General features: G+C 37.8%; 15 protein-coding genes and 1 other annotated feature. Of the genes, 7 read left to right on the forward strand and 8 right to left on the reverse strand.

What is annotated here, in order from left to right; translation table 11 throughout:
- Window positions 1-349 precede the first annotated feature (349 nt).
- From I5677_RS07155 to lepB (I5677_RS07170), 4 genes are all read left to right on the forward strand, one after another.
- On the forward strand, window positions 350-1633 hold the full coding sequence (locus I5677_RS07155) for a glycosyl hydrolase family 18 protein (RefSeq protein WP_197660883.1): 1284 nt from the start codon (window positions 350-352) through the stop codon (window positions 1631-1633).
- A 670-nt stretch (window positions 1634-2303) separates the two neighbouring features.
- Complete coding sequence (locus tag I5677_RS07160) at window positions 2304-4064, forward strand: endo-1,4-beta-xylanase (protein WP_197660884.1); 1761 nt, start codon at window positions 2304-2306, stop codon at window positions 4062-4064.
- 314 nt (window positions 4065-4378) lie between these two features.
- On the forward strand, window positions 4379-4894 hold the full coding sequence (gene lepB, locus I5677_RS07165) for a signal peptidase I (protein WP_197660885.1): 516 nt from the start codon (window positions 4379-4381) through the stop codon (window positions 4892-4894).
- Window positions 4895-5038: 144 nt separating this feature from the next.
- On the forward strand, window positions 5039-5560 hold the full coding sequence (gene lepB / locus I5677_RS07170; protein WP_197660886.1) for a signal peptidase I: 522 nt from the start codon (window positions 5039-5041) through the stop codon (window positions 5558-5560).
- A 108-nt stretch (window positions 5561-5668) separates the two neighbouring features.
- Here lepB (I5677_RS07170) and I5677_RS07175 read toward each other — a convergent pair whose 3' ends face one another.
- From I5677_RS07175 to I5677_RS07195, 5 genes are all read right to left on the reverse strand, one after another.
- On the reverse strand, window positions 5669-6841 hold the full coding sequence (locus I5677_RS07175) for a SpoIIE family protein phosphatase (protein WP_197660887.1): 1173 nt from the start codon (window positions 6839-6841) through the stop codon (window positions 5669-5671).
- Window positions 6834-8516, reverse strand: coding sequence for a [Fe-Fe] hydrogenase large subunit C-terminal domain-containing protein (locus I5677_RS07180; RefSeq protein WP_197660888.1), 1683 nt, complete (start codon window positions 8514-8516; stop codon window positions 6834-6836). Before I5677_RS07180 ends, I5677_RS07175 begins: the two co-directional genes overlap by 8 nt.
- A 113-nt stretch (window positions 8517-8629) precedes the next feature.
- Window positions 8630-8875 (reverse strand): NAD(P)H-dependent oxidoreductase subunit E, encoded by a 246-nt coding sequence (locus tag I5677_RS07185; RefSeq protein WP_206762680.1) that lies wholly within the window; start codon window positions 8873-8875, stop codon window positions 8630-8632.
- 283 nt (window positions 8876-9158) lie between these two features.
- Window positions 9159-10532, reverse strand: a complete 1374-nt coding sequence (gene argH / locus I5677_RS07190) for an argininosuccinate lyase (RefSeq protein WP_197660889.1) — start codon at window positions 10530-10532, stop codon at window positions 9159-9161.
- A 335-nt stretch (window positions 10533-10867) separates the two neighbouring features.
- On the reverse strand, window positions 10868-12373 hold the full coding sequence (locus I5677_RS07195; RefSeq protein ID WP_197660890.1) for a carboxypeptidase M32: 1506 nt from the start codon (window positions 12371-12373) through the stop codon (window positions 10868-10870).
- Between the two features lie 523 nt (window positions 12374-12896).
- On the opposite strand from I5677_RS07195, the gene eno reads away from it, so the two are divergent.
- Window positions 12897-14204, forward strand: coding sequence for a phosphopyruvate hydratase (gene eno / locus I5677_RS07200; RefSeq protein ID WP_197660891.1), 1308 nt, complete (start codon window positions 12897-12899; stop codon window positions 14202-14204).
- A 376-nt stretch (window positions 14205-14580) separates the two neighbouring features.
- On the opposite strand, the gene I5677_RS07205 is transcribed toward eno, so the two are convergent.
- The 3 genes from I5677_RS07205 to I5677_RS07215 form a co-directional block, all read right to left on the reverse strand.
- The gene (locus I5677_RS07205) at window positions 14581-16731 is read right to left on the reverse strand and encodes a WG repeat-containing protein (protein WP_197660892.1); all 2151 of its coding nucleotides are present in this window, start codon (window positions 16729-16731) and stop codon (window positions 14581-14583) included.
- A gap of 160 nt (window positions 16732-16891) precedes the next feature.
- Window positions 16892-17095, reverse strand: a complete 204-nt coding sequence (locus I5677_RS07210; RefSeq protein WP_197660893.1) for a hypothetical protein — start codon at window positions 17093-17095, stop codon at window positions 16892-16894.
- A 489-nt stretch (window positions 17096-17584) separates the two neighbouring features.
- Window positions 17585-20290, reverse strand: coding sequence for a calcium-translocating P-type ATPase, PMCA-type (locus I5677_RS07215; RefSeq protein ID WP_197660894.1), 2706 nt, complete (start codon window positions 20288-20290; stop codon window positions 17585-17587).
- Between the two features lie 454 nt (window positions 20291-20744).
- On the opposite strand from I5677_RS07215, the gene I5677_RS07220 reads away from it, so the two are divergent.
- Both I5677_RS07220 and leuS read left to right on the forward strand, forming a co-directional pair.
- Window positions 20745-22109, forward strand: coding sequence for an MATE family efflux transporter (locus I5677_RS07220; RefSeq protein WP_197660895.1), 1365 nt, complete (start codon window positions 20745-20747; stop codon window positions 22107-22109).
- A gap of 143 nt (window positions 22110-22252) precedes the next feature.
- Window positions 22253-22481: a binding site (T-box leader), on the forward strand.
- A 97-nt stretch (window positions 22482-22578) separates the two neighbouring features.
- The gene (gene leuS, locus I5677_RS07225; protein ID WP_197660896.1) at window positions 22579-24987 is read left to right on the forward strand and encodes a leucine--tRNA ligase; all 2409 of its coding nucleotides are present in this window, start codon (window positions 22579-22581) and stop codon (window positions 24985-24987) included.
- Window positions 24988-25447: the final 460 nt, after the last annotated feature.

Here is a 25447-nt window from a genome sequence, read left to right on the forward strand (position 1 = left end):
ACACGTCCAAGTACATGAGAGAGTATCCGCCGAATACTTCGATAACTCCCTACCTCGTTAACCTCTAAATTTCCGACCCAATAGAGGTACATGGCGCTAATCAACATTTCTGTAGTCAGATCTTGGGTTGATCTTGTGAACGGTTACATATGATCACAAATCATTCTATGTACGAAACCTCCTTTTTGTGAACTTTACAGATATATTTCTGCGAAATGTGAATGCTTTGTATCAAAGTAATAATATCATATCATATGTCAGGAAGTCAATCGCAACCACATATTTCACAATACCATGATAGGAGCATATATATATTATGAAGTTTATATAGTAGGAGGATACTACATCTATGATTATTCATGTAGTGGAGCCTGGAGATACCTTAGAATCAATTGCGGCGCAGTACAATGTGACACCACAGCGGTTGATAATAGATAATGAATTACCTAACCCTGAGAACCTGGTCGTTGGTCAAAGTCTTGGGGTTCGGTTTCCGGAAGTTGTCCATACCGTCGTAGAAGGGGATACCATATTATCAATCGCAGAGGCTTATGATGTGACTGTAACCCGAATTTTTCAGAATAATCCATGGGTAACCGCCGAAGGAGCATTAATACCGGGAGAAACCTTAGTAATAACATTTGAAGAGCAGGGATTGATTGAAGAGATCGTTGTAAATGGATATGCATACACATTCATAGACAGAGAAGTTTTAAGAAAAACCCTGCCGTTTTTAACCTATCTTTCCATATTTACTTATGGATTTACACCGGAAGGGGCTTTGGTTCCACCGGAAGATGAGGAGTTACTTGCCCTGGCGCAGGAGTTCGGGGTAGGGCCGGTTATGGTATTGGCACCGATGACGGAAGAATTGGAGTTTAACTCCCAGATTGCTCATGATATGTTTGTAAATGAAGCAGGAAGGAGCCAGCTAATTACCAATATTATAGCTACCATGCAGGAAAAGGGTTATGTCGGATTAGATATTGATTTTGAATTTATACTGCCGGAAGATAAAGAACTGTTTTTACAGTTTATCACAGAGGCAGAATCAAGATTAAATGAGGCCGGATTTTTCACCACAGTAGCCTTGGCACCGAAAATATCAGGTGAGATGACCGGTCTGTTATATGAAGCTCATGACTATCCGACGATCGGCGCGGTAGCAGATGATGTGCTATTGATGACCTATGAGTGGGGTTATATGTTCGGTCCTCCTATGGCAACAGCTCCCTTAGCCAGTGTAAGAAGAGTACTTGATTATGGAGTTTCAGTGATCCCGCCGGAGAATATACTGTTAGGGATACCCAATTATGCATATGACTGGCCGCTGCCATTTACCCGTGGAACAACACAGGCAGAAGCTATCTCTAATCAAGAAGCAATTGAGCGGGCAGTGCAGTATAATGTTAGCATTTCCTTCGATGAAGAGGCACAGGCTCCCTTTTATTACTATACCGATGCACAAGGGATTGCTCATGTAGTATGGTTTGATGATGTAAGAAGTATGAACGCGAAATTGCGTCTTATCCCGGAATATGGACTTGAGGGCGCCGGGGTATGGCAGATTATGAACTTCTTCCCCGGTCTTTGGTTGGTAGTCAATCAGTTGTTTACGGTTCGAAAGATATAAATGAGATAGATGTACTAAAGGATTTATAACAAACTTGGTAAAATGCATATGTCAATAACAGACAAAATAAAATCGTGAAATAAAATTGGATGTGTTTCATGTAGTCACATAACACACATCCAATTTTTATTATTTTATTGTAATAGAAAATGACAATTATATAATGGTAAATAAAAGAAAAAAATATATAAATTCAATTAGAGAATTATTAGAAGTAAAATTTGATCATAAAATAGATAGTTATTAGGATGCTGCATCCTTTAATATTCACATGCTTTATTATCTCAAAGGAAGCAAGGATATATGGCAGCATTCTTTTTTATTCATGACATGTGAAACGGTTTGCCGGTTCATCTTGTTTGTATGAATCAATGGTGTGCAATGTGAATGTGCATATAATAAGGTTTTTATTGCATATTACTATACAAGATATTTGCTTGTGAACAGTATGCATTTAGCCTGTTTATTGTATATTTTAGTGCAAATGTTATCTCACGAATAGTCATGTTTTGGAAAAGGTTTGAGCGGTATATAAGTTTATGATAAAATATATTAGTATAATGTAATTCGTATACCTATGTCAGAAAGGAGAAGGTAGGGCCATTTATCCGATAATCTTATTTAAGATAACTTATAAGATAACTGGAGATGATGAGCCTGAAAAGAGGAGATGAAAAAAAATACATATAAGATAAGTCTTATCTTAATTGTTTTACTGGTATCTGTCTTTGTGTTTAGCGGATGCAATAAGACAACAAATCAGGAAACTGTTACACCGACCCCTGTACCAGATACCGGAAATCAGGAACAGGAAGAAGATGAGACAAACGAGGATGCAGATACTGATACAGAAGAAGGAGGAACTCAGACCGAGCCGGAAGTCATAAAAGCTCATTACGGAACGGTGGAAGTTCAACAGGATATTATCTATTCGGAAGACTTTGAAGATGGACAAACCCAGTTCACCGGAAGAGGACCTGCGAAGGTACAAATTGTTGATAATCAAGCAGGCGAAGGAACAAAATCTTTATATGTCACTGAAAGAACCTCCCTTTGGAATGGCGCTACCGTTAATCTTACGGAGGAATTAAAAATAGGGGAAACTTACCTGATTGAAGCTATGGTACTCTATGAAGAGGGACCGGATACGGTTGGGATTGATTGTAAGTTAGAAAAAAACAGCAGTGAATATCTTAGCTTTGCATCTTCCATAGCAAAAAAAGGGGAGTGGGGACCGATTACAGGAAGTATCATTATTCCTGAGGGTACGACTACGGCCAGTGTTTATTTTGAAACCGGTTATGCCGAGGGAGAACTGATAGACTTTTACATAGACGGTATTAAAATTGTGAAAGAGATTGCTACTGTGGATAGAGGAGAACTTCCGTCACTAAAAGAGGTTTACAAAGATTTATATAGTGTTGGAGTTGCCGTAACAGCAAATGAAATATCGGCAAACCGTCAGGAGCTTATCAAACAGCAATTTAACAGTCTTACACCGGGCAATGAACTAAAGCCTGATAGCGTTCTTGATCGGGCTATCTGTATCTCAGATCCAAAATATGACGACAATCCTGCAGTTGATTTTAGCAGAGTAGAACCCATCTTAGAGTTTGCGCAAGAGGCAGGCATTCCTGTGAGAGGCCATACCCTTGTTTGGCACAGCCAGACACCCAGATGGTTCTTTGCCGAAGGATATTCCGATGATGCTAACGCACCTCTGGTATCGAAAGACTTGATGCTTAAGCGTATGGAAAACTATATTAAGAATGTTTTAGAATATACACAAACCAATTATCCTGATCTGATTTATGCCTGGGATGTTGTGAACGAAGCAGTGAATCCCAGTGACGGTGCACCGAATGGATATCGTTCAAAAGATAGCTTATGGTATCAGGTGGTTGGACCGGAATTTGTCGAGAAAGCCTTTGAATATGCTAGAAAATATGCCGATGAGAATGTGAAACTATTCTATAATGATTATAATACAGAGGATTCCGCCAGGATGATTGCGATCTATGATATCGCTGCCGGATTAAAGGAAAAGGGACTCATCGACGGTATTGGATTGCAGAGCCATTTTTCCATGGAGAATCCCTCGTTAATCGATGTGGAAAGCTCAATTCGCAAATATGCGGAACTGGGATTGGAGATACAAATCACTGAGTTAGATATGGGCTTAACGGAGAATACGGAGGAAGCATATCTTCGTCAGGCAAAACGCTATAAACGGTTCTTTGCCATCTTAAAAAATTTAAAGGAAAGCGGAAATGTGAACGTAACGAATTTAACTTTCTGGGGACTTTCTGATGATATATCTTGGCTAAATAAACCGGATCAACCCAGTTATCCATTATTGTTTGATAAATATCTTCTGCAAAAACCGGCATTCTGGGCAGCGGTATTAAGTCCGGATATTCCGTTATATTAAACCAAGATTATTCAATGCTTTAAATAATCTAAGTTAATCACAAAGCAAAAAACGAATTTTTATGTATATTATATTTTATTCTAATTACTAACTATTCGTATTAATAAGCAAAAGTTGATCAATAAATAATTCATAGTGAGTGATATATGATTGGGTGTTCAAAACCTTGTAATATCAATTTATAACAAGGTTTTCAACATCCTTTCTTTATGTGAAACAGTTTCTATGTGAAGTGGAGTCTATCTATTTACAAAAGAGCTACCAAAAGTTATAATTGAATGAAAGTCAATAATACCGATTGAGGAGAGTGGATAATGAGCAAACGGGTTATCAAAGAAATAGTAAGTTGGGTTATCGTTTTTGCTGTAGCATTAGGCTTAGCATTATTCATAAATAAGGTTATAATATTCAGGGTGAATATTCCTTCAGGGTCCATGGAGAATACCATAATGACGGGAGATAAAGTATTTACTTTTCGTTTGGCTTATCTTTTTAGCGAACCTAAGCGGGGCGATATCATAGTATTTCCGTTTCCGGATAATGAAGAAGATGATTATATTAAAAGAATTATCGGACTTCCGGGAGAAGTTATTGAAGGCAAGGACGGTATCGTATTTATTAATGGCGAGCCCTTGAAAGAAAGCTATGTAAAGGAAATGTTAGATAACGACTTCGGACCCTATACAGTACCTGAAGACTCTTATTTTATGATGGGTGATAACAGAAATATATCAGAGGATTCAAGGTATTGGGATGACAAGTTTGTTAAGCGCAGTAAGATTAAAGGAAAAGCAATTTTAAAATATCCTGATTTAAAATGGTTACCGTAATCATACCAATGACTGAAAGGGTCAGAATTATATTGTAATTAATTATCGCTTGAGAAGGCTTTGACAAAATATTGTTAATGAAAGAGTAAAAGGCAAACAGAATTATAGGTATAAACCTAGCAACATGAAGATGAGGTACAGTGTATGAATAATAAAGTGATAAAAGAAATAATAAGCTGGCTAATCGTAATGGTTGTAGCTTTAGGACTGGCAATCCTTCTTAATAAATTCGTCCTGTATAAAGTAAGTCCACCCACCGGATCTATGGAAAACACCATTATGATTGGGGATAAGGTATATACCTATCGGCTTGCGTATCTGTTTCACAAACCGGAAAGAGGAGACATCGTTGTCTTTAGTCATGAAGCAGAAGACGATGAGGAAATTGAGTATATTAAAAGAATTATTGGACTTCCCGGCGAGAAGATAGAAGGTAAGGACGGTTTGGTTTATATCGATGATGAACCCCTGGAAGAAAACTATGTAACGGCAATGTTAGATAGTGATTTTGGACCGTATACTATTCCGGAAGATTCTTATTTTATGATGGGTGATAATCGAGGCATATCGCTGGATGCACGAGATTGGACGAATAAATACGTGAACAGAGAAAACATTCATGGTAAAGCAATATTAAAATATCCGGATTTTAAGTTTCTTTATTAAATTTGATGTGAGCATTATATTATCGTTATGATACATAATAAATACCGTTTGAGAAAGCGTAGATTAATTTACCTTCATACCTTTCTTCAAACGGTATTTATAGTATAGTTAAAAATAACTTACAACGACCCGTTTTCCCATCTTTTTTAAGCAATCGGAAAGCTCGTCAATTAATCTCATTTTGATGCTAAAATGTATCGGGAGACTCGGATTCTGATGAGCCGGATTAATGGCTCTACCGACATAAAAGTTAATGTCCGTTGCTTCTTCAAATAATAACCTAGATATTAAGGAAGCCGCATCGTCCCTTAAACTCCATTCGGTATAGCAGACATTATCTTCGAGATAGTTTTTGGCGTAATATAATACCCGGTTGATGGTAATTACTCCTTCAGTTACCAGATCAACCCCCTCGATATAGGAAATGGGAGGGATATCGGGATCAACATATTCCAGTTCTGTCTTGAGCTCTCTCTTCAGATAATTAGCCGCCAAAGAAGAAGTAGTCCCTCCACATATAATATGTTTTCCTTCTTTTGCGAAGAACAGGGTAAGCATTTTGCTTATTTCCTCCGGATTAGCCGGTGGACCAATTAAAAGATTGATGGGATTTCTCGCTCTGATTTTAACAGAGGCAATTGTAGTATCATCCCCCGGTACACCACCATAAAGATAGGAACACTGATCAAGTATTACCGTAGAGACCATCTTTGCAGAAAAATCTTTCTCATACATCTGCTCTATATATTCAATGATATGATGTCTCTGCCAGCCAAAATTCAAGGCTTTTCCTACACCAGCATAGACAGCACCGTCACTCATGGCAATTAATACATCATCCTGCATTAATTCTATTTCAGATTTATATATGGTTTTGTCTCCGATTTGCATACTTATTTGATCATATTCAAGATTTTTACCATTTCTTAATAAAATTACCGATGGATTATCATACTGTATGATTTGGGCCTTTTTACTATCGATGACATGAATAATGGTAAAGGTTGAATATGCAATTCCGCGTTTTTCACATACTGGTAAAGTAGAGGCAACGGTTGTAACACAATTTTCTAAACTCATGTGATTTGCCATCATGGTAGATATGATCTTAGCAGTTAATGTGGATAAGATATTAGCTTTCACACCGCTGCCAAGGCCATCTGCCAATACCATGACCAAAGAGCCTTCATTCTGTTCAACAATTTCAACATGATCACCGCATAATTGCTCACTGTATTTATTTAAGCTAAGGTATCCGATATCCGTACATAGATTATTCATCCTTTAAGGTCTCCTTTAGATTAGTCAGCGCAATTTTTGTTTCGGCTGCAGTTTCACCTAGCAAGGAAGCTATTTCTTGTACGACACGCATCTGTTTTTCTATGACCTTATCCGTTATTTCAATCGTTTTTTTACTGACTTCTTCCTTCATTAATCTTGATTTTTCTTCCGTCGTAATATCCCGCATGATACTAATAATAATGTGATAAGTTTTATCATATATCACGGTCTCTTCTATGTATCTTTGATATTCTGCCAGATAGGTCAGCTTATCATGGATGTTACGTCCGGTGGTCATAACATTAAGATAAGCGGATGGGTTTAATATACGAATGACAGGGGAGCCCAAGATATCCAGTTTGTTTTTTATATTAAAGATCTGTCTGGCTGCTCTATTAATCTGTTGTACCTCAAGGTTTTCATTAAGAACTAGAACACCGCTTGGCATATTGTATATGATATTATCGGAAAAGTTCTCAGCTTTTTCTTTTAAAAACGGTAGGCACATCGTTAAATCTGCCTTACCTTGATAGACTGCAATTGCTTTATCACGACAGGTATTATATCCACAGCTACCACAGTTAAGCTCCTGATCAGCTTGTGCTTTTCCCATTTTCTTGAGGATCTCTGCTATAGCAGAGCTTCCGGGCATCTGATTCTTGTTACCTATATAGGAAAAGGTTTTCTTGTATTGAGCCATTTCTGAAACAGAGATAGGGAAATCATTCTTTTTCGCGTACTTTTGTATGGCAATATAATCTGTGATCGGCAGAAGCTGTTGCTTGTCCATAGCAGGACCACCAATGCAGCTGCCGGTGCATGCTGACATTTCAATAAACAGATTGGATGATTTACCTTGAATGATGTCATTTAGTGCACGGATACAATTATCTACGCCGTCAACAGAGATAACGTCGTAATCTGTATCATTTAGATTCATTGTCCGTAGAATACCTCCTGAAATCGGAAAAAGTCTTGCTTTTCCTTCAACTTCCATCAGTTGTTCATGGCTTTCCTCTATTGATAAATTATTTTCCGTAAGCCAACCGGACAATTCTTCAAAGGTAAGAGCGCAATCAACAATGCCGGGATAAAGTTCTGCTTCCTCTTTTTTTGAAATACATGGACCGATAAATACGGTAAGTGCATCCGGATGTTCTTTTTTTATTTTCATACAGTGTGCCTGCATGGGTGAAATAACATCTGCAAGATAGGGGAGTGCATTTGGATAGTATTTTTGAATTAAGGTGTTAACCGTATGACAGCAGGATGAGATAATGACTCTTCCATCGTTTTGCTGGAGCATTCCTTCATATAATTTTTTCACTACGGTTGCACCCAGAGCAGTTTCCTCAGCTCCCGCAAAACCTAACTTTATTAAAGTATTCCTTAAGGAATGGATGTCAGATCCCTTGTAATTAGCGACAAAGGAGGGTGCGATACTGGCGAACACAGGATGTCCAGAAGCAATTAAACTCTTTGCAACATCAACGTCATTTCTGATTTGCTTTGCATTTTGTGGGCAGGCAACAAAACATTCACCGCAGAGGATACACTGATCCTTAACGATGTGAGCCTGATGATCAGCAAATTTTATGGATTTCACCGGGCAGTGGCGAATACATTTATAACAATTTTTACAGTTGGCTTTTTTTAGTTGGATGTAATGATTCATGATAAACACTCTTTTCTAGTCTAATATGTAATGTTCATTAGGTTCCTATAGGATAAACTCAAGTATTTAATAGGTAGAGTTTGTTCGAAAAATCAGGTTATTATTATGAGTTGTTACTGTAATTTTGATAGAATATTACTTTGAAAGAAATCCGGGAAATTTTCTTTTGAAACACCGCATATAATCTCATCATTAACTTTGATAGAGACTCCATCTGTACATTTTCCAAGACAGAAGGCGGCAGATAAATTAATTTTATCTTCTAAGTTATACTTAGTTATTGCTTCTTTTGCCAGTTGGATAATATCATGGGATCCTTTTATGTGACAAGAACTACCGACACAAATATTAACATTCATTATAGACTCTCCTTCAATTTTTGATATGAAATATAATGGTGCTTTAAGCTCATAATTGATTTAAGCATATAATATTGTTAAAAAAATGTCAATGTCAAATTAAAGAAAATATTACTTTGTTTATAAATTTATATATTTTTGTTTACAACGAAAATTAATTAGAACTAAAGAGTAGGCTTTGTAAAATGAACTGTTTAGAACAAAGAAGGAAGTGCACCTGGGTGCACTTCCTTCTTTGTCCTGTCTTATCTGTTAACAGGAATATGATAAAGCGGTGTCTTTGTTACTGTTCTAAATACGCGTCATTTAATTGGATTATCTTATTCATTGCATCCAGTCCCGGAGCTCCGATGGTGTTTCGTTTATTCACACAGGTGGTCAGACTGATAGCCTCATAGATATCTTCTTCGAATACAGGACTGATATTTTTATAGTCTTCAAGACTCATTTCATCAAGAGATATATTCTTTTCAATACAGGTGAGAACCAGCTGTCCTACAATACCATGGGCATCCCGAAATGCTACCCCTTTATTCACTAGATAATCGGCTGCATCCGTTGCGTTGGTAAAACCGTTTTTCGCACTGCCGGCCATAATTGTTTTATTGAATTGCATGGTTGAAACCATTCCGGTAAATAAAGCCAAACATCCTTTTACTGTATCAATTGCATCAAAGGTCAATTCTTTATCCTCCTGCATATCTTTGTTATACGCAAGGGGTAGACCCTTCATAGTTGTAAGTAAGGATATTAATGCTCCATAAACACGGCCTGTTTTTCCTCTTACCAGTTCTGCAATGTCAGGATTTTTTTTCTGGGGCATAATGGAAGAGCCTGTGGAATAGGCATCATCCAGTTCGATAAAGCGATATTCATTACTATTCCATATGATAATCTCTTCACTAAAACGGCTGAGGTGCATCATGATAGTTGATAATGCGCTAAGAAGCTCGATCAGATAATCTCGGTCGGATACACTATCCATACTATTTAAAGTAGGACCGTCAAAGCCTAATAACGTTGCCGTGTACTCTCGGTCTAATGGATATGTAGTACCGGCCAGTGCTCCACTACCAAGGGGTGATAAATTCATACGTTTTATAATATCAGTAAGCCTTTGGCGATCTCGTTTAAACATCTCAAAGTAAGCACCGATATGATGTGCCAAAGTAACCGGCTGCGCCTTTTGCAGATGGGTAAAACCGGGCATAAAGGTATCGGTATTGTCCCTCATGATTTCCTGAAGAGATTGCAATAGATCTTTTAACAGAGCATCGATTTCGTAAATTTCATCCCGGGTATATAGCTTCATGTCAGTAGCGACCTGATCGTTACGGCTTCTTCCGGTGTGAAGTTTCTTGCCTGCTTCTCCAATGCGTTCAATTAAATGTGCCTCAACAAAAGAATGGATGTCTTCGTGTTCAGCATTAATCACAAGGCTTCCATTCATAATATCCTCAAGAATGCCTGACAGGCCGCTTATAATCTGGTCCTTTTCTTCTTGATTTATAATTCCCTGCTTTTCTAACATAGTTACATGAGCAATACTTCCTTCAATATCCTGCTTGTAAAATTTTTGATCAAAGGAAATAGATGCATTAAAATTATGAACCAGTTGATTGGTTTCTTTCGTAAAACGTCCGCCCCAAAGCTTCATATAAATCAACCTCTTTTCTTTTCAAGTTATTTATTTTGATCTCTCATCCGATGTTTTATCTTGTATTCCATGCAGATGATCAAGTATTTTTATACATATTATAGATTTTAACCGTTTCTATAAATATATATACTTATTCTAACTTATCATGTGGTTTTGTTGGTATTATATTACTCTTTTTTCAATAAAAAAGCAATACATAATTAATATTTATGCAAAAATATTTATATATTTACGATGTTTGTCATTGAACATATAGAAACGAGTAAAGAATTCATCTTTAGAAAAACTCTTTACTCATATCCATTACATTCGGTAATTAGTGGCATATATAGTTAAAGATCATATAGTCTGCTGTATTTGTCCTTTAAGTATTTGATATAATGTTCTGCATTAAACTCTTCACCGGTTACATCCTTTAATATCTGATTTGTATTTTTTGTTGCACCGTATTTATGGATATAATCCCTTAGGTATTCTTTGATCGGGGTTAGATTACCCTGCTTTAAATATTCGTCAATCGGCATAACCTCTAGCATCTGTGCATAGATCTGAGAAGCTACTGCAGTACCGACAGCATAGGAAGGGAAATAACCGAACTCACCCCAGGACCAATGGGTATCCTGTAAAATTCCGGTGGTATCATCAGAAGGAGTGATGCCCATATATTCCTGATATTTTTTATTCCAGATCTGCGGAAGATCCTCCACAGCTACATCTTCCGAGAATAGCATCTTTTCAATTTCATATCGAATAATGATGTGTATCGGATAGGATAGTTCGTCAGCTTCTGTTCTGATCAGACTGGGGGCCGCTTTATTAATACCGCGGATAAAATGATCCAGGGAAATATCCTTTAAGTTTTCAGGGTAGGTTTCTACCAGCTTTTCATAAATCGGTTCCCAGAAAGCAGTACTACGGCCAATGATGTTTTCATAAAAACGGGACTGAGCTTCATGCATTCCCATGGAAGCACCGGTGCCAACCAAGGTTTGGGTTAGAGAATCGTCAATATTCATCTCATAAATTGCATGACCGCTTTCGTGTATCATAGAGAACATGGCACTTTCAAGATTATCCTCCATATAGCGGTCTGAGATTCTGACATCATGATTGTGTAACTGCATGGTAAAGGGGTGAGCACTTTCTCCGATCACACCACGGTTAAAGTCAAAGCCAACATAACCACTTAAGAAACGACAGAATTCCTTCTGTTTCTGGATATCATAATTTTTATAGTTGTAACTCTTATCAATGGTCTCAGCCTTCTTTGTCACTTCTTTTAATAAAGGTATAATATCTTCTTTGATTTTGTCAAAAAAGGTATCAAGCTCTTTGATACCGAAGCATTCTTCATAATCATAGAGTAACACCTCGTAAGGTTTTTTATCACCCTTTACACGGTAACCGGCAAATTTCTTTTTATATTCAATCACCTGTTTTAAGTAGGGAGCAAAATCATCGAATTTATTATCTTTTTTTGCTTTGGCCCATTTTCTGCTGGAAACAGAAGCTAATTCATTGAAGGCCCGATATTCCTCAGGAGGAATGCTTTCCAGTTGCTCATATGTTTTACCCAGTTCTTTAATGATGGCTTTTTGTGTATCGGTTAAATCTTCCTGCTCCTTTTCATCCTGCAGTTTTTTTAATAGTTTTCTTACATCGTCATTGATTAAACTTTTCATATATTCATCGGATAAAATACCGACAACTTTGGAGGTGTAGTCGGCCGCTTCGAAGGGGGCCAAAGTCTGATCATCCCACTCGAAGAGATTCCTGGCTGTTTGTAATGCCATTGCCTTATCTAGATATGGCTGTAATTTCTCAAAATACTTATTCATGTTTTTAACTGGGGCTGATATAAAATGTTGAGTTAGATACACTAATCGTATTAGCCCCGTTCTCCTTTCCAAATATTCTTTTGGTCTTATTCCTGATATCAGTTGTTTCATGTGTAATAGACTACCATATACAAATACAAACAGAAAAACATGTAATTTATGATGTAGGAATTGGTGTTTGTCTTTAAATGAGTTGATTCACAATACATTCTTAAAATAGTATATCAATATTTTATAGACATATCAATCCAATAAATGGATGAGAATGATGAATTATATCAATTAAGAATGAAAGAAAATTAGATTAAGGCTTGATTGAAGGCTTAATATCTTATAAAATAAGAAATGAGCTTACAGATAATTACTGATTAGGAATTTTTTATTTGATTAAAAATGTGATTTGAATCACATCCTATAATGTTTGAAAATGATAAGTTACTGGTAGGAATCGAATATTTTCCATATTTATGTAGATAATAATAATAAATGATACCAAATAGAGTTAAGGAAGGATGGATTAAAAATGAAGAATTTAACGATTGAAAAGGTAATCGGAAGAGAGATTTTAGACTCCAGAGGTAATCCGACTGTGGAAGCAGAGATTATTCTTGCAGATGGAAGTGTCGGAAGAGCAGCGGTACCCTCCGGTGCATCTACCGGAGCATTTGAAGCGGTAGAGCTTCGTGATAATGATAAGAGCAGATATTTGGGTAATGGAGTAAAAAAAGCGGTTGAAAATATTAATACCATAATCGCATCAGAAATTAAGGGTATGGATGCTTCGGAACAGGCTGAAATTGATGCTAAAATGTTACAGCTTGACGGAACAGCCAATAAAGGCAAACTGGGAGCCAATGCAATACTCGGGGTATCTTTGGCAGCAGCGAAAGCAGCAGCGACTTCTCTGGGCTTACCGTTATATCGTTATCTAGGCGGAGTTAACGCAAAAACCTTGCCGGTCCCGATGATGAATATTATTAACGGCGGTAAACATGCTGACTCCAGTTTAAATATTCAGGAATTCATGATTATGCCTGTTGGTGCAGCCAGCTTTTCAGAAGCTTTAGAGCATAGTGCAACGGTATTCCATACCTTAAAGAAACTCCTTAAAACAGACGGATATGTAACAGCAGTTGGTGACGAGGGTGGCTTTGCTCCCAAATTCGACAGCGATACGCAGGCTCTTGATTATATTGTAAAGGCGATTGAAGCAGCAGGTTACCGTCCCGGTGAAGATTTCTATATTGCAATCGATGCTGCAGCTACAGAAATGTATGATGAGGCAAAGAAAGCTGGAAGAGAGGGAGATTATCTATTCTGGAAATCCGGTGAATATAAAACCGTTGAAGAGATGGTAGATTTCTGGGATCAGATTTGTAATAAATATCCGGTGATCAGCCTTGAGGATGGTCTTAACGAGGAAGATTGGAAAGGCTGGAAGCTTTTAACCGAACGGATTGGCCATAAGGTACAATTAGTAGGAGATGACTTATTCGTAACGAATACCAGCCGAATTAAAGAAGGAATTAAACAGGGCGTATCCAACTCCGTATTAATTAAGTTCAACCAAATCGGTTCTCTTACAGAAACCTTGGATGCCATTGAAATGGCAAAGAATAACCGTTGGACGGCGGTTGTATCCCATCGTTCCGGAGAAACAGAAGATGTAACTTTAGCAGACATCGCAGTAGCAACTAATGCAGGACAGATTAAGACCGGTGCCCCTTCCAGAACGGATCGTGTGGCAAAATACAATCAGCTGCTTAGAATTGAGCAGGAACTAGGCAAGAATGCAAGATATCTTGGTAAGGATGCCTTTCGGGTATTCTAAAGAATAATGAATTATAAAAATCATATTCTGAGGTAGTTTATCTGGGGAGAGAACAACTCGTTGCGCCAGATGAATAAATCATTAGTTTATGAACCATTATGTGTTAGGGAACTATGAAGTACCCTAACACATAATTATAATAATGTTTGGATACGCATCAGTTGGAACTGCTTATATATTAGTTATAATAATAGGTTCTATATGAATCTTAGGTGAATTTTCACTCTAATATTTCATATAGAACCTTATTAATTTTATAGAATTAGGATGTCAAAAGCCATTCTTCAAATTTCATTTCGTTAATTTTCACATACACTTTCTTTTTTCAGAGTGATGCAAACTCGCGGGTAAGGAATTATAAGCAATTTGAATGCAATTATCGATCCCATTTCTTAATATCACTCAGAAGATATTGCTGTTTTTTCGTAGAGGGACTTATAGTATAAATATAAGAAAATGTCTTAGTTACAGCAGCCTGATCAGGATATTGTATCGATATTTCTTCGGTGACATATACCTGATAAACATTATTGTTCTCATCAAATTCTACTTTTTCTACCTTACTGCTAATATATTCTTCCCGAATTCCACGGCTATATAGATCGGAGACTAATTCCTTCTGAGCGTTATACAGTTTACTTCCCTTAAGAAGATGGGCTTCTACATAAGGAAAATAATCAATATTAATTGCGTTTACTAAAGATTTTACATATAGGCGTATCACAGAATTCATCAATGGAAGCAGTTCCTTATCAGTAGTCTCCTTAGGGGATGCCATATCATCCCTATGAAAGGACAGCCACAGTTCTCCCTCTGTGTCAATTAAATCAATTATTTCAGAATAAGGGACACTAAAATCGGGAAAACCTGCCGCATAAGCAGCAATTTCGTAGGGGTAGAAATATAGGATCAAAGTATCTTCTGTAAGGATGAAATATTGGTTTTGGGATATCCCATGAAAGCTGTCTGCGAAAATCATACTGTCTTCATCTATACTCATTTCGTTTATCTTTTTCTCTAAAATCATATTCAGTATTGATATATAATAACTTTCTTCTTTGAATAGATCGCTTAAGGTATAATGATTACCAGTCTTTATATTGAAGTAGTAATAATCATTAATGGGCATGCCATGGGCTGCACCGTAGGGATAGTCATAGCCGGATTTTTGAATGACTAATAAATCATTAATTAGTTCAATACTAAAGTTATCTTCAACATAGACAATATAATCATCATCTGGATCAGAGTCATTCTGGCTTCGATCAAAGAGAGACTTAATCTTCTTATTAAGGGATGTCTGTATCTTTTCATCCTTCAAGCCATCAATTTCGGGGTAGAAGATGAGTGTAAACCGGTCCGGTCTGAGCTTTATTTTTTTTGCTGTAATGTCATCCGTCAGAGAAAATAAAGTATCTGATCTCCAGAGGATGGATCCATCTTTTCGAAGGTAATAAGTCTCGTAATCTATATCTGCACGAATGAAGTCATCACCTAGTAACGAAAGGCTGCCAATGCCCTCTAACTTAGGTAGGGTTTCTATTATATTACCTTTTGTGTCAATAAAATAAGTATATTTATCATCGGAGGCAGATGCCAGATCCCCTTGATATTCATTTATGTCATAATGGATATAGTCGGATAATTGTTCTCCATCTTTATTAAAGATAGCCATAGGTTCCTTGACCGGAATGTCAAACTCGTCTAAGCTTTGTCTTCGAACAGCAAAGAGTCCTTTACCGAGATTATATATCTCACCAATGACCGGGCCGATAATAATGTTATTCTGTTCATCGACTACTTGGTAAGAGTTATAATTATCACCGTTAATTACTTGATATCCATCTTTATATTCTTGATAGTTATAATAAGCTTCTTTCTCTGTATCACTTACTTTTGTACCGGTTTTATCAACAGTAAAGAAGTTTTCGCCGTCTTTTGATACAATTGCTATATGATCTTGAGTAAAGTCTAGTGCATTCGTATATATGGGTTCTATAATAACCTTTCCCTCAGTATTGATAAACCCATACATATAACGGTCATTAATCATTTTTATAAACTTAGCAGCTCCGTTATGGTAATCATAGATCATGTACTCGTTTTCAAAAATCACCTTACCCTGTTCGTTGATTACCTGGAATGTTTCGTCGTTGTATACGACTGCTAAGTCTTCCATGAAATCACCGGCGCCATCATATGTTGGAGGTATGACAAAAGTACCTTCTCTATTGATGTATCCGTATTTATTACCTTCTTCCGTAGCTTCATAGGCTGGGAACAGGTTCGCTATATAGGTAGTTTCAAAAGAGGGTTTTATTGAGGGAGGAATCTCCTGATTCGGTGCTTGACTCTCAGTGTCGGTTTTGTCTTCTGGAATTTCAGTCGGAACGACGGTTGGATTAAATGTTTCTTGGATTTGATTGATATCTGATTCACTACTCTTAAAGTCATCATCTCTGTTATTACAACCTGTTATGGAGGTTATGATTATTGCTGATATTGCCGTGATGATTAATTTTCTCATAGAGAGCCCCCTTGTATGTAGTCATTCCGGTGTTGCCAAGAATTGATACATGTTTTTCTATATTATATTACGAATATAATATGAAATACCCCTGCATCTGCTTATAGGAATCCGCCTGTCTAGATGTAGGGGTATTTATTATGCTTATGTAGCTATTTTATCATTCGTGTTTTACCTCATAAGGTTCTTTTATCTGGCATCGGTAAGCTTTAATTACATTGCCGCTTATTCTTGTAAGACGCTTGTCCGGGCATAAGTCCTTATCCCATACATAGGGCATGTTATCATACATGCTCCATTGATCCCACATGGAATCATCATAGGGCTTTACCGGAACCGGTAAATTCTCTTTATTCACTTCCATGCCAACACCTCACAACAAGATTCTGTTTATCACAAAAAGTGAAGATAAGATCAATCTCAACAGGTATGTCCCATAAATCAATAATATCATCAACTTTATAAGATAATATAATACTTTTTAGCAATATAAATGAGTAACTGAGAGCGGAAAACTTTGTAAGAAATTGTATAACATAATAATAAGATTATCGGATAAATGTTTCATTTTATTAACTAGTATAAATATATAATGGAAAATATTTTTTTTCAAGTACGGTATAAAAATATTTTCAATTTTGTGCGATATTTATAAAAGGAAACGTATCAGACGAAACCTATTACTGGTGAAACATAAAAAGGGGTCCTTAGGACCCCTTTATTTCAAAGTGATGCAAACATAATTTAGTGAGCAACTGTTATGAAGTCGTTGGTACTTTGACCGCATGTTTTGCGGTCTTATGTATCACTATGTACTTCATCAAGCAAGAGCGTGTCAGGAATAAGCTATGTATCACGAATTCATCTCCCGTTTTTTTGCATTAAACTTCTTTTGCAATTCTACAACAACAATAGGAGTGAAGGATAATAACAACACGAGGGCCCATTGCCTTAGGTTCAGAGGCACCACCTGGAATACTCTGGATAAAAACGGAACAGATATCACTGTAACCTGTAAAAAGGAACATATTAAGAAGGAGATAACCAGCTTCGGGTTGCTGAAAAGTCCAATTTCCGATAGGGATCGTCTGCTTCGCATATTAAAGGAATGGAATAGCTGCGAAAGTCCGAGTACGGCAAACGCCATGGTTCTTCCAACCCAGGGGACATAAGAACCGGGCATAGCATTGGTATCTACCTGATTCGTAAGAGATTTTAAAAGAGCAGGCATATCGTAATACCGGTAACCGATCACAAAGGCTGTCAGGGCTAAGGAGCCTATTAAAATTCCCTCAAACAGTATCTGAAATGCAAGACCATCGGCAAACATTCCTTTTGATGGAGGAACCGGTTTTCGTTGCATAATATCCTTGGCAGTCCGTTCCACTCCCAAGGATATGGCAGGAAGGGAATCGGTAACTAAATTAACCCAAAGCAGCTGAACTGCCACGAGTGGGGTTGGCAGGCTGAATAAAATTGCTACGAAAATGGTTAAAATCTCACCGATATTACTGGACAACAGAAAGTGAACTGCTTTCTTTATGTTGTCATAGATACCTCTTCCTTCCTTTACTGCCGATACTATTGTGGCAAAATTATCATCGGTTAATATCATATCGGAAGCATTCTTGGCAACATCGGTACCTGTAATTCCCATAGCGCAGCCGATATCTGCCGCTTTCAGGGCAGGGGCATCATTAACGCCGTCGCCGGTCATGGCTACCACTTCGCCACGACTTTGAAAGGCTTTTACGATTCTAACCTTATGTTCGGGAGATACCCGGGCAAACACACGATATCCGGGAATTTTGTTACATAGTTCATCATGATCAAGTCTTGAGAGCTCTTCTCCGGTAATCGATTCACTCATGGATGATAGGATACCCAATTCCCTTGCAATAGCAGTTGCAGTTAAAACGTGATCACCGGTTATCATCACCGGTTTAATGCCGGCCTGCTTGCATATCCTGACAGCTTCCTTTACTTCTTCCCTTGGAGGGTCTATCATACCAATCAGACCGATAAAGGTTAAATCATCTTCCAATGAAGTATCATCATAATTCTTTCCTTTGGGGATATTTTTATAAGCTACGGCAATTACCCGAAGGGCTGATCCGGTCATGGTAGAATTTAATGCGTTAATACGGTTTTTTTCATTTCGCCTCAGAGGGACCTGTTTCCCATTATGATATACATTACTACAGCGGGGTAATATATAGTCATAAGCTCCTTTTGTAATACTGCGATAAGTTCCGTCCGGGGATTTATGTACGGTGGTCATTAGTTTTCTGGTTGAATCGAAGGGAATTTCATGTATCCTTTCATAAGTTGAATCTAAATTTAATTTATTCATACCTGCATGATAAGCCGCCATTACCAAGGCCTTCTCAGTAGGTTCCCCGGCAATATCGACATGATTTTTATCAATTTGAAGCAGAGCATCATTGCATAGGGCCGCATGGGATAGCAAAAATTCACCAAAATCACCTGTCATCTTTTCTTTGCCATACATAGAGCAGATCTGTGTTACGGTCATGACATTCTGGGTTAAGGTACCGGTTTTATCGGAACAGATTACGGTAGCACTTCCTAAGGTTTCAACAGCAGGAAGCTTTCGAATAACTGCGTTCTTGCGGGCCATTCTTTGCACCCCTAGGGAAAGCATTATGGTTACGATGGCCGGTAGTCCTTCCGGAATGGCAGCTACAGCTAAGCTGACCGAGGTCATAAACATATCAAATACGGGCAGGTTTTTCATGAGTCCCATGATGAATATAGCAATACAGATGATGAGCGCTGCTATACCCAAAACTTTCCCAGTCTTGGCAAGTTTTTTTTGCAGCGGGGTCATAGGAGTCTCATCCTCCATAATTAACTTTGCAATATGGCCAACCTGTGTATTCATACCGGTACCGGTTATAACAGCAACCCCTCTGCCATAGGTTACCGAACTGGTAGCCATAACAAGGTTACTTCGGTCAGCCAGATTCGTATCCGGATGCAGTCGTACCAGGGCATTTTTATCAACCGGATGAGATTCGCCGGTGAGAGAGGCTTCTTCTACCTTTAAATTAACGGAATTTATCAAACGGGCGTCTGCCGGAACAAAACAGCCGGTATCCAGTAAAATAATATCTCCGGGTACTAATTCAGTTGAATTTATAATGGATACTTTATGGTCTCGCAGTACATGGGCGGTTTGGGCAGATAATTTTTTTAGGGCCTCTAATGCTTTTTCAGCCTTAGTCTCCTGCATGACACCAAGGGTAGCATTTAGAATTATAATAAGCAATATGATAATTGGATCAAAATAGTCCGGTTCTCCATCCATATAGGAAACAATTAATGAAATTGCCGCAGCACATATTAATATTACAATCATAAAATCAGCAAATTGGGCAATAAATTTTCGGAATAAACTCTTTCCCTTCTTGGCTTCCAGGACATTTTTACCATAGGTCTGCTGTCTTTGTTTCACTTCCTTCGTGGATAACCCTTGGTCAACAAAAACATCCAATTCTTTCAGGGTTTCTTCTATGGACATAGTGTGCCAATGCATATATCTCTCCCGATTAGGTCAATCTTCTTTTAATTATATGAAAGAGGAATGTGATTATGTATAGATGTAAGCCGGGTAGCGATATGACATTTTTTTTATGAAAAAAAACATTTACTTATAAAATGATTAGAGTATATAATACATCATTGATACAAATGAATTCTCTAAGATAAGTTTATTAGAATTGACTTAAAGATAGTTATCAGAAATTATAACAAAAATGACTATTATTTAAATGTATGAGTACAAAAATAAGTAATAAAAATAACCACGGATAAACATAAATGAAAAAAGTGAATAATGAATATGTCATGATAAAAGCTTGTTAGAGTATAGCATGTTGATAAATGAGATAATTTTGTATAAGATAATGTATCATAACAAAAGAGATAGGAATAACCAAACATGAATGTTATATTATTATTTATGTTACCATAGAAATAAGAGGTGTAAGATGGCAAGAAATTTAACCCGTGATATGACAAACGGGTCTCCTACAAAATTAATATTAAAATTTTCCGTACCTATGTTAATCGGTAATATATTTCAACAGCTTTATAACATGGTGGATTCTATTGTAGTAGGTAAATTTGTGGGAAGTGATGCTTTGGCAGCGGTAGGCTCTACCATGTCAATTCTGTTTTTGATTTTTGGTTTGACCTTTGGTCTTTCTGCAGGTATCTCGATTGTTATATCGCAATACTTTGGCGCCAAGGATTATGAGAACGTAAAGAAAAGTTTTGCGACAGCTACTTACATCGTGATAGGGGCTTCAGCGATTATGGGTGTAACGGGTTTTCTATTAACACGTACATTCCTGGAGCTTCTAAATACTCCGGATACAATTATTAATGAATCTGAAATCTATATGAAGATAGCATTTGCTGGAATACTTGGTATAGCTTGCTATAATGGTATGGCTGCAGTACTGAGGGCTTTAGGTGATTCCATAACACCTTTAGTATTTTTAATCATCGCCAGTATATTAAATGTTTTATTAGATCTGCTATTCGTCGTTGTGTTTGGTATGGGGGTAGCAGGAGTTGCAATCGCCACAATCATTGCACAAATGGTATCGGCAGCCGGTTGTACGATTTATGCCCTATTAAGGGTGAAGTTACTTAGAATGCCGCTTCGGGAGTTTAAACCGGATCCTTTAATCTTTCGCAAATGCATTCGCCTGGGGCTTCCGGTTGCACTACAAAATTCCTTCGTGTCAGTTTCTTTGATGGCACTACAGAGTGTAATCAACAGCTTTCATGCTGTGGTAATTGCAGCTACCACGGTAGTTAATCGAATTGAACAGCTGGTATTACAGCCTTCTATGTCCTTAGGTGCGGCAACTGCTTCTTTCACAGGTCAAAATATCGGAGCCGGTCAGATTGACAGAGTGAAGCAAGGATATCGATCTTCCTCCCTGATCATAATTATTTTCAGCTTAATTATGTTACCGATAATGTTTTTTGGCGGCGAAGCCATCATGAAGATATTTACGAAGCAGGAAGATATGGAAGTGGTTCGATATGGTGTAGAAGGAATTCGAATTACCAGCTTTTTCTATTTCTTCGTAGGCATGATATTTATTACGAGAAATTTTCTAAGCGGAACCGGTGATATTCATATCCCTATGATAATGGGTATTACGGAAGTAATCTGTAGGGTTTTATTTGCCAGGCTTATGGCTGCCAATGCAAGCATAGGTTTTCGAGGAATCTTCTGGGCAACTGCATTTACCTGGTTGGTTACCGGATTTTTAGGAATATGGCGTGTGGCAACCGGCAAATGGAAGGGAAAGTCCGTCGTCAAGAATTCGGTATAACTAAGGCTCACAATAAAATGGTTGCTTGAATTATTTTGAATATGGGGGCATTATATCTTGCAACTTTCAAACTAAGGCTCGTAAGATAAAAAACTTGACAAAAAGGTAACAGATGTTTATATTAATATAATATATCCAATATTGAAAAAGCATGGATAAGGAGTATTAAGAGAAAATGTGCTTTCAGAGAGCTGTCGGAAGGTGTGAGACAGCAGTAACAGACTCCCAACTCGCCTTTGAGCTTCCCGGCTGAACCTATAGTAGGCAGGGACGGTATTCTCGTTATCGAATATTAAGTGCATAATTTAGTCCTGGTAGGACGAATTATGAATTAGAGTGGTACCACGGAATTCTTATCCTTTCGTCTCTTGTTTGAGACGGGAGGTTTTTTTATACCTTTCACGCATAATATTAGTGTGTTTGGAATCGGAGAGAAAATTAAATTGATCATTTTGAAGGAGGAAATTTTATGTCAACACCTTATAATCATAAGGAAGTCGAAAAGAAATGGAGAAAGCATTGGGAAGGTCATCCCGTTAATGTACAGGATGGGAAAAAACCGAAATATTATTGTCTTGATATGTTCCCTTATCCGTCCGGCAGCGGTCTTCATGTAGGGCATTGGAGAGGCTATGTAATCAGTGATGTATGGAGCAGATATAAGATACTAAAGGGATATTATATTATCCACCCGATGGGCTGGGATGCTTTTGGTCTACCGGCTGAAAATTATGCAATTAAGATGGGTGTTCACCCTAGTATATCAACGGCTGAAAATGTTGCCAATATTAAAAAACAGATCAATGAAATCGCTGCCATCTATGATTGGGATATGGAAGTGAACACGACAGATCCTAATTTCTATAAGTGGACCCAGTGGATTTTTGTTAAGATGTTTAAAGCAGGTCTGGCATATGAGAAAGAGATGCCGATTAACTGGTGTCCTTCCTGTAAGACTGGTCTTGCCAATGAAGAAGTTGTTAACGGTGAATGTGAACGCTGTGGCGCTTCTGTAACCAAGAAAAACCTAAAACAGTGGATGCTAAAAATTACGGAATATGCAGATCGTTTGTTAGAGGATCTGAATAAACTGGATTGGCCGGAAAAGGTTAAGAAGATGCAGTCTGACTGGATTGGTAAGAGCTACGGTGCAGAAGTGGATTTTACAGTGGATGGAACAGATAACGCCATCCGTGTATATACCACCAGGCCGGACACCCTTTACGGCGCCACCTTTATGGTTCTGGCACCGGAGCATGCTATGGCAAAGGAGTTGGCTACCAAAGAGCAGCAGGCAGAAGTAGAGGATTATATTTATAAAGCTTCCATGAAATCCTCCGTGGATCGTCTGCAGGACAAGGAAAAAACCGGTGTGTTTACGGGAAGCTATGCCATTAACCCCTTAACTAAGAAGAAAATTCCAATTTGGCTGTCGGATTATGTTCTGGCGGATTATGGTACAGGAGCTATTATGTGTGTTCCGGCCCATGATGAGAGAGACTTTGAATTTGCCAAGAAATTTGAGATACCGATTGTTCAGGTAATATCTAAGGATGGCAAAGAAGATCCTGAAATGACTGAGGCATATACAGAGGCCGGCGTTATGATTAATTCCGGTGATTGGAATGGAATGAATTCCGATAAGGCTAAGCAGGAAGTTCCTGATATGCTGGAGAAGATGGGCATCGGTAAAAAGACGGTTAACTATAAACTCCGTGACTGGGTATTCTCCAGACAGCGTTACTGGGGAGAACCAATCCCGATTGTTCATTGTGAAGAATGTGGTCCGGTTCCCGTTCCGGAAGAGGAGCTGCCGTTATTGTTGCCGGAGGTTGAAAAGTACCAGCCCACCGGTACAGGAGAATCGCCTTTGGCGGATATCCATGAATGGGTGAATACCTCCTGTCCTACCTGTGGTAAGCCGGCAAAGAGAGAAACCAATACCATGCCTCAATGGGCAGGTTCCTCTTGGTATTTCTTAAGATATGTGGACAGCAAGAATGATAAGGAATTGGTATCCAAAGAAAAGGCTCATGAATTATTGCCGGTTGATATGTATATCGGTGGTGTGGAGCATGCGGTTTTACATCTTCTGTATTCCAGATTCTATACGAAATTCTTATATGATATCGGTGTGGTTGATTTTGAAGAGCCGTTTACAAAACTATTCAATCAGGGTATGATTGGTAAAAACGGTGCGAAAATGAGTAAATCCAAAGGCAATGTTGTGTCTCCTGATGATTTGGTGAATGATTACGGCTGTGATTCCTTAAGAATGTATGAATTATTCGTAGGACCTCCGGAACTTGATTCCGAGTGGGATGACAGAGGGATCGACGGTGTATATCGTTTTATTAACCGTTTCTTTAACCTGGTATCGGAACATAAGGATAAGAATACCAAAGCTACGGAGGAAATGATTAAGCTGCGTCATAGAATGATTTATGATATTACAACCCGTTTGGAAAGCTTTAGTTTAAATACAGTTGTATCAGGTTTCATGGAATACAATAACAAGATGATTGATCTGGCGAAGAAAGGTGGAGGCATTGATAAGGAGACCTTAGAAACAGCCGTTATCCTGTTAGCTCCTTTCATTCCTCATGTGAGTGAAGAATTATGGTCACAGCTGGGTCATGAAACTTCAGTTTTTGAAAACACCTGGCCGGAATATGACGAAGAGAAAATGAAGGATAGTGAAATCGAGATCGCTGTTCAGATTAACGGAAAGACTAAGGGTACGGTTATGGTGGCAGCTGAAGCATCCAAGGAGGAAGTTTTAGCAGCAGCGAAAGAAGCGATATCAGATAAATTAACCGGTAGCATAATCAAAGAAATCTATGTTCCCGGTAAAATCGTGAATATTGTTGTAAAATAGTAAAAATGAGCTTGGTTCATATATAAGGATTATCAAATCATATTCAACTATTAGCTGCCTTATAGGATAAGACTGTTTTATAAATAAACTTGGATAGGAAGGTGTATATGCTTTCTCTTAATGTGCCAACTGGTATAGATGGGAAGCTATATACCTTTTTATTAGTATAATCCCAAATCATAACTTTTCTTTAATATTTCTGGTAAATAAATCTTTCAATCATGGTAATATTATGTTAAAATGTAAACGAATTGTAAACAGATGATAGAACGATGAGGTCTTAATATGAAATAAAAGTATTAAGTTGATAAAATAGAAGGAACATCTCTGGTAGGTAGTGTAAAGTTTGGTATGAAAAACTGATATAAAAAAATATGTCCCTTTGAACATTGAAAAAGCAAATATTTTAACCCTGAATTTATGCATTGGCAGGTTACGCCAACCTTGAGTGCAACAAAAA

It is taken from the genome of Mobilitalea sibirica, from assembly GCF_015999265.1.
In the GTDB taxonomy this organism is placed as follows: Bacteria; Bacillota; Clostridia; order Lachnospirales; family Lachnospiraceae; genus Mobilitalea; species Mobilitalea sibirica.

Excerpts from the sequence above, each read along its gene's own strand:
- I5677_RS07185 (WP_206762680.1), bottom strand. The coding sequence starts at position 8,875 with ATGAATGTTAATATTTGTGTCGGTAGTTCTTGTCACATAAAAGGATCC.
- I5677_RS07215 (WP_197660894.1), bottom strand. The coding sequence starts at position 20,290 with ATGCATTGGCACACTATGTCCATAGAAGAAACCCTGAAAGAATTGGAT.
- I5677_RS07210 (WP_197660893.1), bottom strand. The coding sequence starts at position 17,095 with ATGGAAGTGAATAAAGAGAATTTACCGGTTCCGGTAAAGCCCTATGAT.
- lepB (WP_197660886.1), top strand. The coding sequence starts at position 5,039 with ATGAATAATAAAGTGATAAAAGAAATAATAAGCTGGCTAATCGTAATG.
- I5677_RS07155 (WP_197660883.1), top strand. The coding sequence starts at position 350 with ATGATTATTCATGTAGTGGAGCCTGGAGATACCTTAGAATCAATTGCG.
- eno (WP_197660891.1), top strand. The coding sequence starts at position 12,897 with ATGAAGAATTTAACGATTGAAAAGGTAATCGGAAGAGAGATTTTAGAC.
- leuS (WP_197660896.1), top strand. The coding sequence starts at position 22,579 with ATGTCAACACCTTATAATCATAAGGAAGTCGAAAAGAAATGGAGAAAG.
- argH (WP_197660889.1), bottom strand. The coding sequence starts at position 10,532 with ATGAAGCTTTGGGGCGGACGTTTTACGAAAGAAACCAATCAACTGGTT.
- I5677_RS07205 (WP_197660892.1), bottom strand. The coding sequence starts at position 16,731 with ATGAGAAAATTAATCATCACGGCAATATCAGCAATAATCATAACCTCC.
- lepB (WP_197660885.1), top strand. The coding sequence starts at position 4,379 with ATGAGCAAACGGGTTATCAAAGAAATAGTAAGTTGGGTTATCGTTTTT.
- I5677_RS07175 (WP_197660887.1), bottom strand. The coding sequence starts at position 6,841 with ATGAATAATCTATGTACGGATATCGGATACCTTAGCTTAAATAAATAC.
- I5677_RS07160 (WP_197660884.1), top strand. The coding sequence starts at position 2,304 with ATGAAAAAAAATACATATAAGATAAGTCTTATCTTAATTGTTTTACTG.
- I5677_RS07180 (WP_197660888.1), bottom strand. The coding sequence starts at position 8,516 with ATGAATCATTACATCCAACTAAAAAAAGCCAACTGTAAAAATTGTTAT.
- I5677_RS07220 (WP_197660895.1), top strand. The coding sequence starts at position 20,745 with ATGGCAAGAAATTTAACCCGTGATATGACAAACGGGTCTCCTACAAAA.
- I5677_RS07195 (WP_197660890.1), bottom strand. The coding sequence starts at position 12,373 with ATGAATAAGTATTTTGAGAAATTACAGCCATATCTAGATAAGGCAATG.